Source organism: Mucilaginibacter hurinus, assembly GCF_003324525.1.
GTDB classification, from domain to species: Bacteria; Bacteroidota; Bacteroidia; order Sphingobacteriales; family Sphingobacteriaceae; genus Mucilaginibacter; species Mucilaginibacter hurinus.
The window spans coordinates 429,745-440,260 of sequence record NZ_QGDC01000004.1 but is presented as its reverse complement, the minus strand read 5'-3'; the positions used below and the strand labels follow the sequence as shown (position 1 = coordinate 440,260).

The following is a 10,516-nucleotide window of genomic DNA, read 5'->3' as shown; positions in this document are numbered from 1 at the left end:
TCGGATCAGTATCATGTGCTGAATAGAAATCTTTGGCAAACCTAAAAGTAGGGTGCTCTCCTCGCTTTACCTGCTCATACTCACTAATAAGAAAACGATATTTACTTAGATAATTACGTTTTAATGTCAGGTCATTATTATTGTTGCGCATAACTATAGCTTTATTTGTTAAAGCTAATTCCATTGCCGAATTATCTGACCTTTACAATTGCGAGGTACGAAGCAATCTCTTAACTGTGCGTTAACACTAAACATCGCCTGTGATATCTGGCATCATCAGAATGATTAGCGGCCCAGACATTCATTAAAGTAACAAACCTACTTTGCATCTTTACAAACAAATTCAGCAATTTTTAATTCTTAAATAATACATTATTCGCTAATAAAAATGAACCATCTTGCCAATTCCACTTCGCCATACCTGCTGCAGCACGTAAATAACCCGGTCGACTGGTATCCCTGGGGCCCTGAAGCACTGCAAAAGGCAAAAGACGAAAATAAATTGATATTGGTGAGTATAGGCTACTCCGCCTGCCATTGGTGCCATGTTATGGAGCATGAAAGTTTTGAGGACGAAAATGTAGCAGCGGTGATGAATGAACATTTCGTTTGTATTAAGGTAGACCGTGAAGAGCGTCCGGATGTAGACCAGGTATACATGAGCGCCGTTCAACTAATGAGCGGCAGGGGCGGGTGGCCGCTCAATTGTATTTGCCTGCCCGATCAGCGGCCCATTTACGGTGGCACATACTTCCGCAAAAATGATTGGGTATCATTATTATTTAACCTGGCCGACTTTTATAAAACAAAACCCGAAGAAGCGGAGGAATACGCCGTGCGCCTCACCGAGGGCATACAACAATATGAGTCGGTTGATCTGGTGCCTATACCGGATGCTAAATATAGCATTAGCGATTTGCAGTTTGTGCATAAAAACTGGCAAAAATATTTTGATAGGGTAGAGGGCGGTTTTGGCTCAGCACCAAAATTTCCAATGCCTAACAGTTGGCTATGTTTAATGCGTTATGCTTATTTAATGAAGGATGAGCAAACCAGTGAATTGGTACAACTAACGCTTAAAAAGATGGCCTATGGGGGCATATATGATCATATAGGCGGTGGTTTCGCCCGTTATGCGGTTGACGGCCGTTGGCACGTACCGCATTTTGAAAAAATGTTATATGACAATGCCCAGTTATTGAGCCTTTATGCCGAAGCTTATACCTGGCAGCCAAACCCGCTGTACCGTAAAACCGCTGATGAGATCATTACCTTTGTGCTGCGCGAACTAACCTCAGACGACGGAGCGTTTTATTCTGCCCTGGACGCTGATAGCGAAGGGGTAGAGGGTAAGTTTTATACCTTTACAAAGCCCGAAATAGAAGAAATATTAGGTGAAGATGCCGCTCTGTTCTGCATTTATTATAATATCACCGAAGATCCCAACTGGGAAGAGGAGTCTACCAATGTCCTTTTCAGAAAGACGGACGACAGCGAACTAGCCGCCAGCCTGGGTATAACAGTTGATGAACTTACGGCCAAAATAGAGGCATCGCGCAAAAAAGTTTTTGAGGTTCGGGGCCTTCGGGTGCGCCCGGGGCTTGATAATAAGGTGCTGGCATCATGGAACGGACTTATGCTGAAAGGCCTGTGTGATGCGTATCGCGCTTTTAACGACGACAACTATCTGCTGTATGCATTATCAAATGCCCGCTTTATACAAGATAACTTGATAAATACTGAAGGACGGCTTTCCCGCATTTATAAAAAGGAAGTAAAAGGGGGCGACGGCATGGCATTTTTAGATGATTATGCTAATGTCATTGACGCCTACATCGCGTTATATGAAGTAACATTTGATGAGGATTGGCTGCAACTGGCCAAAAAGCTCGCAGATGTTACCATCACATTTTATTATGACCCGGCAGGTGGCATCTTTTTTTATACCGACGACAGGGAGCAACTGATAGCCCGTAAAACCGAGATTATGGATGGGGTTACACCGGCATCTAATTCGGCTATGGCGCGTAACTTAAAAAAGCTTGGCCTGCTGTTTGACGAAGAAATGTACCACGAAATCTCGGCGCAGTTATTAAGCAATATTGTGCCGCATCTGCCTAAATATGGTTCGGGTTATTCTAATTGGATCATTTTACTGATGGATGAAGTGTTTGGCGTATATGAAATAGCTGTAACAGGAGATGATGCTGAAAAATATCGCAAAGAAGTTGAAAATAGGTATATTCCTAATAAAATTATGTTGGGAGGTAGCACAGGAAGTTTACCTTTGCTGCAGAACAAGTTTGCTTCGCAAACGCAAATATTTATATGCCGCGATAAAACCTGCGGGCTTCCGGCTAACAGTACTGCAGAGGCTTTAAAACAAATTGAGGCCTGATTTTTTATACTATAAATAATAAAGAATGAAAATTGAATCAAAACACGTAGTGTCATTAACATACGATTTATATGTTGATAAGGACGGCACCGAAGAATTTGTAGAGAAAGCTACAGAAGAGCAGCCTTTAACCTTTTTATATGGTGCAGGGCAAATGCTGCCTAAATTTGAGGAAAACCTTAGCAGCCTCTCTACGGGTGATGCATATGACTTTCGGTTATCAGCAGCAGATGCTTATGGCGAATATGATGAAGAAGCGGTAGCCAACCTGCCGAAGGAAATGTTTGACGGCACAGATATGCCCGAGATCGGAAGCATTTTACCGTTACAGGATAACCAGGGTCATCGTTTTCAAGGTCAGGTGGTATCTATAGCCGAAGATTCGGTTATTGTTGACCTTAACCACCCAATGGCGGGACAGGAATTGCACTTTAAAGGCACTATCCTTAATGTGCGCCCTGCAAACGAGGAGGAAATGGCACATGGACATGCGCATGGTCCGGATGGTCATCATCATCATTAACACTAATGGTTGGCTTATAAGTAAAATCGGGCTCTGAGGATCGTATATATAAAAACGTTCTCCCCCTTTACCCATATATATTAAAGAAAAAAAGGCTGTTCTCGAACTTATGAGGCAGCCTTTTACTTTATAATTGGGTTAATTGTAAATTAAATATTTTTTTATTTGCAAATTCTAATATATTCGTTCAACAAAACATTAACCAATTATCCATCTAAATTTTTTTACCAAGTAAACATTAAAAAAAAATACTCTTTTTTCCATACCCTTAATTGGGTAAACGTCACCGTTACAATTATTTAAACCTTAAATCAACAAAAATGAAAACAACTCGAAACATCCTGATGGGATTGATGCTTTTGATCCTGGCAACATCTGCAAAAACAGTTAGTAAAAAAGAGTCTTCAACGGATAACCGTACATCCATTCAAAAGTATGGCCTTTATTCAACGGCCAAAATGTATGGTTTGAATTTTTATCTGGATCCAAACAAATTTTATGTAGTGTTTCTTTATAAATATAGCAGCACTACTAATGACTATTCCCTGGCTTTTAGCTGCGGTGAAGTAATTAACGGATCATTGGTTCCGGCTGTCATTCCAACTAATGTATCAGCAAATATAAAAGCCAGTTATGTTGTAGGTAGTTACAGCAACACACAAACGGAAAATATAGTACTAAATGCAGGGCAGCATAGCCTTTCCCTAGGTACATATCCCTTTACTCAGCCACCTTTATTAACTACTAATTATATTTCGCCAACAGTAGTTCCATATGGAAGCACATATGCTGGCCGGCCTATCGAGTACGTTCAATTCGATGATCTTTTTTAATATCTTAAAACTGCCGGTAATTCAGGGAATCCTGTCTGTCGATATACCATCGGATAGATGATGAAATAACTTATACTGTTTACCGGCATTAGTGGATTAAATCCATCCATGCCAATAATATTGTTTAAGAGTAAAAAAGCCGCCGTGTTGAATAAACCCGGCGGCTTTTTGGTGATATAGGTTTAAGTTATTTACCTGTTAATTTCAAACTGGTTAAAAAAAATGGTTTACCATTCCAGGTAGACTGATTACTATGCATCTCTACATCATTTGCGGTAACCGTAATAGTACCTCCTGATACAGTCGCCGTAAGCGTACCAGCTAAATTATACCAATAATGCTCAAAACCTATTGCAGCTTCGTTATTTCCAAGCACCATTATTGATGCGTCATCATTTTCAACCAGTACAAATGTTTCGTTTTTGGTTGGTTTATGGCCCAGGTATATGTTAATTGGTACCACATTGCCGCCCCCCACAGTAGTTTTGCCGCGCAACCGGTAATGGCACCTGGCATCCGGACCCCCAAAAAGCGGTTTGTATTCTTCAGATTCAAATTCAACATCCTTAAATTCGGTAATACCACGCCAGTAATCTTTCATTGTTAAATTGTTGCCGCTGCTGGTTTCACCAATAGTGGCATTACAGGTTACCGGGCCTGTGGGTTCCTCGTCGTCGTCATCATCATCAGCACCATACGGGTTAGCCGGCGGCGTGTAACCATCTGCCTTTTTAGTCCAGTTTTTTGAATCAGCGCTGGTAAGGGTCAAAGTTTCCCCTCCGTTATCCCCGGTAGTTACTTTAATAGTAGTAGGCGTATAAGTAATGCTCATCAGTTTTTCCGAGCCATTGTATGTACCTGTTACTACTTCAGCATCCCAGGTGTCGGGGCCGGTACGTGAAATATTCTTTAAAAAAGGCATATCAGGTGTAAAAACGTCTTTGTTCGTCCTTAAGCCCGACGTGCCAAAATCTACTACGTGGCCTTCGTTGCCGTCAAGTTCAATAGTAAGCCCGTCAACGTCACCCCAATAGGCCGCAAGTACTTTTTCCTTTACTTGGTCTTTTATCTCTCTGGCCTTTTTACAGCCGGTAGCAGCTATAATAAAACAGCATAGCAATAGTGTAGTGGTTTTTCTCATAGTGTTATATAGTTAATTAGTGTTAGTACGTAAAGGTGTTATAATTGTGGCGTTGTAACCAGGTAGCATGCGTAAAAGTATCCTGCTTAACCATTACAGACAATACCCGAAAGTGAGTAATTGGCGGTTTAAGCGTACCCGGTGCGGATATTTGACCTGATAAAATTGCGTCTATATACAGCCTACCTGTATTCCAGTTGTCCGCGGTGGTTTATGCGGCAGGTAATAAAAACACTGATGGCTACCGGTTGGCCGTTAAGTGTAGCGGGCACAAATTGTTTATCTTCTTCGTCGAGTAAATCTAAACTCATATCGGCCACTTTATTGTAATTATAAAGCTGCGAACCCACCCTGATTTTATAGTCGGCCAGGCGGCCACCGGGGCTTACCAGCAATTCTACCACAGCCATAAACTGGTCTGCATCACCATTGTAAATGTCGTGGGGTAAAACAAAGTGTTTCAAATAAGGCAGGTAGCCAAAAAAAACTCCCCCTGGTTTTATGGGTTTAACTACGGTATCATTGGCTGTAAACGAATTGTCCAGAACATACCTCATGGATGACGAAGCATCTTCGGGCGCCTCATAGGTAAGCGTGCGGGTGCTATAATTATAATGCTGTATTAACTTACCCGCAGCATTGTAAAAATGCCATAATCCTGCCCGTTTTCCCCGGTTATAGCTACCGCTGGCTACCGCAATCTTTTTGTTTAAGGCCTGGTATAAGCCATGGCGAATTTCAGGGCTGTCAGCCAGTACACTGTACTTTTCAGTTAGCCCGTAAAACGACTTTTCTTTTCGCTCCACTGTTTGCTGGGCAGCGCAGGTATAGGTTATACAAATGAGTAGGGTTAGTAAATAATAAGCTTTCACAAGTTAACTTTTATAGCAGGATTTACTTCTTTTAAGGCAGCGATAAAAATATCCTTCGCTTTTGGGGATATAATAACGGAGTCATAACGGTTGTACCATACCTCCAATCTATCTGAAGACAGAGCGGCGGCACTGGTAATGCTTTTTGACTTATTAATTTTTGTGATGACATGTATTGGTATATCGATACGTAGCACGAAACACCGTATTTTGAGTAGCCCATCTGCTGTAATGCTATATGACGTGTTTAACAACCACAGGGTTAACAACAACCCAAAACCGATGATAAGAACAGGAAAAAGTACTAAATTATCCGTATACCATGCCAACACTGCAATGCCGCAACACAAGGCTATGGGCACCCAAACCACAAAGCCGGTTTTAGATCTGAATACTCTATTTTGTAACATAATCACCTGTTGTTATCAACCGCCCCTCCGCGGTCGGCCAAAACCACGGCTACCCTGGTTAAACATGCCGTTTCCGGCGCCTTTGCCTGCAAATTTTTGCAGCCTTAAGCTAAAGGTAAGCAAAAAATATCTTCCTAAACGGTTAATACGTGTATCAACTATCTGGTTGCCGCTTACGGTGCGCGTTACACCCGTGTTTTGGTTAAGTAGGTCAAATACCTGTAATTTTAACGACGCTATATTGCGTTTCATAAACTGGTACTCAACGTATGATGATATAAGTGTTGGATTGGCCCGCACTGTACTGCTGAAGCCGTTGTTTATGGTTTGTGAAAAGTTATAGCCAAGAATCCAGCGTTTAAAAAAATAATTTCGCCCGTTAAATCCCAATACCCATGTACGCGCGTCAGCATCAATGGTTGATGGTAAGCTATAATACGTATTGTTTATAGTATAGCTCGCGCTAATTTCGCTGTCTATAATACTGTCTATATCGGTTTGGAATTTTACACCCTGGGTTAAAATCCAGTTTTGAGAGATATTACGTTCATTTTGGATAAAGGAAACGTTGTTATTATAGTTGGCATTGCCATGCAGTGTAACTGTAAACTTTCTTTCTGCAAATGGTTTAGAAAAACTGTAGTTGCCGTTTACTGTATAAAACCCGTTGGTATTTATATAGCGGGTTTCTCTTACAATACGTACAAGGTTGCCGGCACTATCAAGCAAATTATTATTGGTAGTATTTGACACTATTTTATCAGATGTTTGGTTAACGGCAACATTAGCAAACAGTGAAGTGCCGCTTTTCATATCAAACTGGTTATAATTTATATTAATGCTGTTAGTAAATTCAGGCTTTAAATTCGGGTTGCCATAAATTTTGTTTTGTGGATTGGATAAGTCAGGCTGGGGTTGCAGTTGTGCAAACCCCGGTTGGTTATTGCTTCCGTTATAATTTATACTTAGGGTTTGGTTTCGTTTAAAAGTATAAGTGAACCTTGCGCTGGGTATCCAGTTAAAAGTAGTGGTAGATAATTGATAGCCCCTGAACTGGCCTTTAAGCAGCGTTGGTTGCGCCGCAAAGCCTATGGTGTAGTTAAATTTAGGATTAACGCCCCGGAAATTTAGCCCTATACGATGGGTAATAAACTGAAAGCTGTAATCGGTACTTAATGAATCCATGTAGGTTTCGCGGTCAGTTTCAGGGTCAATCCTATAATTTAATCGGTCGTTTTCATTATTGTTGCGGTTAAAGTTATACCCGGCTTCAAGGTAGGTGGCTTTGCCTACCGGTTCTATGTACGAGAAGTTAGCATACGTGCGTTGTGTGGCGGTATGTGAATTTACTTGCTGATAAAGCAGGCTATCGCCATTTGCCCGGGCTGCGGCGTATTGATCATCCAAAATATTTTCATTCCGGTTAAAGCTAAAGCCTGTGTTTATGCTGAAGGTGCGGCCTTTTTTTCGGAATTTGTGGTTATAAAGCACGTTGATGCCCCCGCTGGGTGCCGATGACCGATTATGTGTAAATTGCTTGCCGGCGATAGTGTCAGCTCTAATTACTTTGTCGGTTAACGTATCAATTGTACTTATGATATTAAAAAAATTGGTGCTATTGATATTATCATTGCCGGAGTATGAAAAATCCGGACTGATCTTGAGGTAATTTAATGTGTCAATATCATATTCCAGGTTAAAATCAAGCCGGTGGTCGAAGTTTGAGCTGCCGTTAATACCCTGGTTGTTACGTAAAATTCGCGAGTCCTTATAAAGCTCCGTCTGTTCCGAAGTGCTGTTCGCATCCCGGTCGCGATTGGCAAAGCTATAGCTGCCGTACACCGTAACTTTTTTGCCCAATTGGTCGCGGTAATTAAACCCTGCCGAACGGTTCGTTACAATGCCGGTAGGCGCTGCGAAGCCGCCAAAGCCGCCCCCGCGTCCCCCGCCGCCGAAGTTGCCACCGCCGCCAAAGTTAAATCCGTTGCTATTGGTATTGTTGATATTGCCTAAAACTGATATCTGCCTCTCTTCCTGGAATGCGTTTGCCGAAAGTCGTACCATATAACGTCCTTCGCTGCCCGCACCCGTGGTAACCTGGCCAAATGCTCCTTTACGTTTTCCCTTTTGTATGGTGATATTAAGAATTTTTTGCGGTTCACCGGTTTTTATACCTGTTCGGTTAGCCTGGTCGCCATAATCGTCTATCACCTGTATATTTTCAACAACGTCTGCGGGCAGGTTTTGGGTAGCAGTTTGCACATCGCCCCTAAAGTAGTCTTTACCGTTTACCCGTACTTTAGTTATTGGTTTACCATGCGCTTCAACATTCCCCGCCTTATCTACATTTACCCCGGGCAGCTTTTTTAACAAATCTTCCACTGGTGAGCCTTCACGCACTTTGTACGATTGGGCGTTATACTCCACCGTGTCCTCTTTAATGGTAACCGGGTTTTTCACAGCGTTGATATGAACAGTAGTAAGCATATTAACCAGGTACGGCAACGTTACTTTTTCCAGTGAAACCGGCCCTGTACCAGCCTGTAGTTTAAATTCACGGGTAGTAGTTATGTAACCCATTCCTGAAAATATCAGCTTAAAGCTTTGGGCACGAGTTGCAAATTTGAATTTTCCGTTTAAGTCAGATGTTATGTAAGCGCTATCCGGCCCGGCCAACATTTTTATATTGATGCCGGGCACTGTAATATTCGCACTGTCAACTACCGTTCCTGTAATTTCCCGCTCTGTTTGAGCCAGGGCGTTTCGCAGGCCAAATAAGCTCAAAACAAATAAAAGCACATATATTTTCAAGGTTGGTTGCAGTTGAAGCGTTGGTTAAGCGGATGAAGATATAGGTATACTGAAAAACGAGCGCACTTGTAATGTAAATGTTGCAAAATAGGTAATGAAAGAATAAATCACAACCTTTGATACTCAAAACAGCAATTCTACGTTTATTCTTAAGTGTTGTGTATTTTTTAGCTTAACTATAAAATAATTAAGCTACCTTACCAGCAAATTCACTTCTTAATTCCCTTTGTTTTCTAATATGGCTTTTTTAAATACAGTGCTGGAACCGCCTGCTTACGGTTGGACAGATAAGTGCGGAAACCTGGCAAAGCCTACTGCGAGCCAAATTTTTAAACAATTTTTCAGTAGACTGAATATTTTCAGTAACCGGCGTAACTGGCTGCCATTTTTAAGCTGGTTTATGGTGCTTACATTAACACCGTTTTTTCTACTTTTTATTTTTAAATATTTTAGTATTACTTTATTAGTAGTAACATTTTTGTACAGTATGGTAATTATGGGTACCCACGGTACTATCTGGTATCACCGGTACTGCACGCATAAGGCCTTCAAATTCCGCAATAACTTTTGGCGCTTTATCACACAAAATTTAACACTTAAAATTATCCCCGAAGAGATTTACGTTGTATCTCATCACGTACATCACGCGCTTTCTGATAAACCGGGTGATCCTTATAACGCGCAGGGTGGCTTTTTATATTGTTTTTTGGCAGATGCAAACCACCAACCTATTAACCGTAACATGAGCGAGGCCGATTACAACCGCTGTGTAATGCTTATGCGCCATACTGGTGTTAAAGCCAATACTTACAAACAATATCAAAAATGGGGAACTGTGGCGAATCCGTTTTATACAGTAGCGGGCGTAGTACTTAGCTGGGGATTTTGGTTTACGGCATTTTACTTAATAGGCGGTATACCCCTTGCATGTGCGCTGTTTGGTGCGGCAGGTTTTTGGGCAGTAGGCGTGCGTACATTTAACTATGAGGGGCACGGCAAGGGTAAAGACGCGCGCCGGGAAGGAGTTGATCATAATCGTAATGATATGTCGGTTAATCAGCTATGGCCCGGTATTGTGGCTGGCGAGTGGCATAATAACCACCACCTTTTTCCCAAAAGTGCGCGGTCGGGATTTAAGCCTCATCAGGTAGATATGGCCTGGTATTATATAAAATTTATGCATACGATGGGTGCAGTTACGTCATATCATGATTCGAAAAAAAGCTTTTACGCAAATTATTGCAACGCTATAGCTGAACCTCAAAATAAAATATGTCCTGAAACAGGTCTGCTCCTTACAAAAGTCTAGCTATTACAATACGTATAAAATAGCCACCCTGAACTATTTCAGGATGGCTATTTTATTAGTGGCTATGTGGATTGCAGAGTTCTTTAGTTCAAAGGCGTTATTCGATAAGCGCGTTCCATTCATATAAGATCATTTATTGTAACATTATTCGGGCACGGCTTCCTTTTGTGATGACAATACTTACCTTAGTAAATCGGTAAACCTATGCTGTTCAAAGCT

Annotated in this window: 9 protein-coding genes; 4 read left to right on the top strand and 5 right to left on the bottom strand. The window is 41.6% G+C overall.

Features of this window, described 5'->3' with window-relative positions; genetic code table 11:
* The coding region (locus DJ568_RS17475; RefSeq protein WP_233496666.1) for a hypothetical protein at positions 1-184 on the bottom strand (184 nt) is incomplete at its 3' end.
* A gap of 204 nt (positions 185-388) precedes the next feature.
* Between DJ568_RS17475 and DJ568_RS09390 the strand changes: the two genes are divergently transcribed.
* The 3 genes from DJ568_RS09390 to DJ568_RS09380 all read left to right on the top strand — a co-directional run bounded on the left by DJ568_RS09390 (position 389) and on the right by DJ568_RS09380 (position 3,754).
* Positions 389-2,398 (top strand): thioredoxin domain-containing protein, encoded by a 2,010-nt coding sequence (locus tag DJ568_RS09390; protein ID WP_114005003.1) that lies wholly within the window; start codon positions 389-391, stop codon positions 2,396-2,398.
* A 25-nt stretch (positions 2,399-2,423) separates the two neighbouring features.
* Positions 2,424-2,921: an FKBP-type peptidyl-prolyl cis-trans isomerase gene (locus tag DJ568_RS09385; RefSeq protein ID WP_114005002.1), complete on the top strand. Its 498-nt coding sequence runs from the start codon at positions 2,424-2,426 to the stop codon at positions 2,919-2,921.
* Between the two features lie 320 nt (positions 2,922-3,241).
* Complete coding sequence (locus DJ568_RS09380) at positions 3,242-3,754, top strand: hypothetical protein (RefSeq protein ID WP_114005001.1); 513 nt, start codon at positions 3,242-3,244, stop codon at positions 3,752-3,754.
* Between the two features lie 187 nt (positions 3,755-3,941).
* On the opposite strand, the gene DJ568_RS09375 is transcribed toward DJ568_RS09380, so the two are convergent.
* From DJ568_RS09375 to DJ568_RS09360, 4 genes are all read right to left on the bottom strand, one after another.
* Entirely contained in the window at positions 3,942-4,895 is a 954-nt protein-coding gene (locus tag DJ568_RS09375) for a hypothetical protein (RefSeq protein ID WP_114005000.1), read from the bottom strand.
* A gap of 182 nt (positions 4,896-5,077) precedes the next feature.
* Entirely contained in the window at positions 5,078-5,767 is a 690-nt protein-coding gene (locus DJ568_RS09370) for a hypothetical protein (RefSeq protein ID WP_147238739.1), read from the bottom strand.
* Positions 5,764-6,177 (bottom strand): PH domain-containing protein, encoded by a 414-nt coding sequence (locus DJ568_RS09365; RefSeq protein WP_114004998.1) that lies wholly within the window; start codon positions 6,175-6,177, stop codon positions 5,764-5,766. Before DJ568_RS09365 ends, DJ568_RS09370 begins: the two co-directional genes overlap by 4 nt.
* Positions 6,178-6,192: 15 nt before the next feature.
* Positions 6,193-8,976 carry a TonB-dependent receptor gene (locus tag DJ568_RS09360; protein WP_147238738.1) on the bottom strand — a complete coding sequence of 928 codons (2,784 nt, stop codon included), beginning with the start codon at positions 8,974-8,976 and terminating at the stop codon, positions 6,193-6,195.
* Positions 8,977-9,226: 250 nt separating this feature from the next.
* On the opposite strand from DJ568_RS09360, the gene DJ568_RS09355 reads away from it, so the two are divergent.
* On the top strand, positions 9,227-10,297 hold the full coding sequence (locus tag DJ568_RS09355; RefSeq protein WP_114004996.1) for a fatty acid desaturase: 1,071 nt from the start codon (positions 9,227-9,229) through the stop codon (positions 10,295-10,297).
* Positions 10,298-10,516 lie beyond the last annotated feature (219 nt).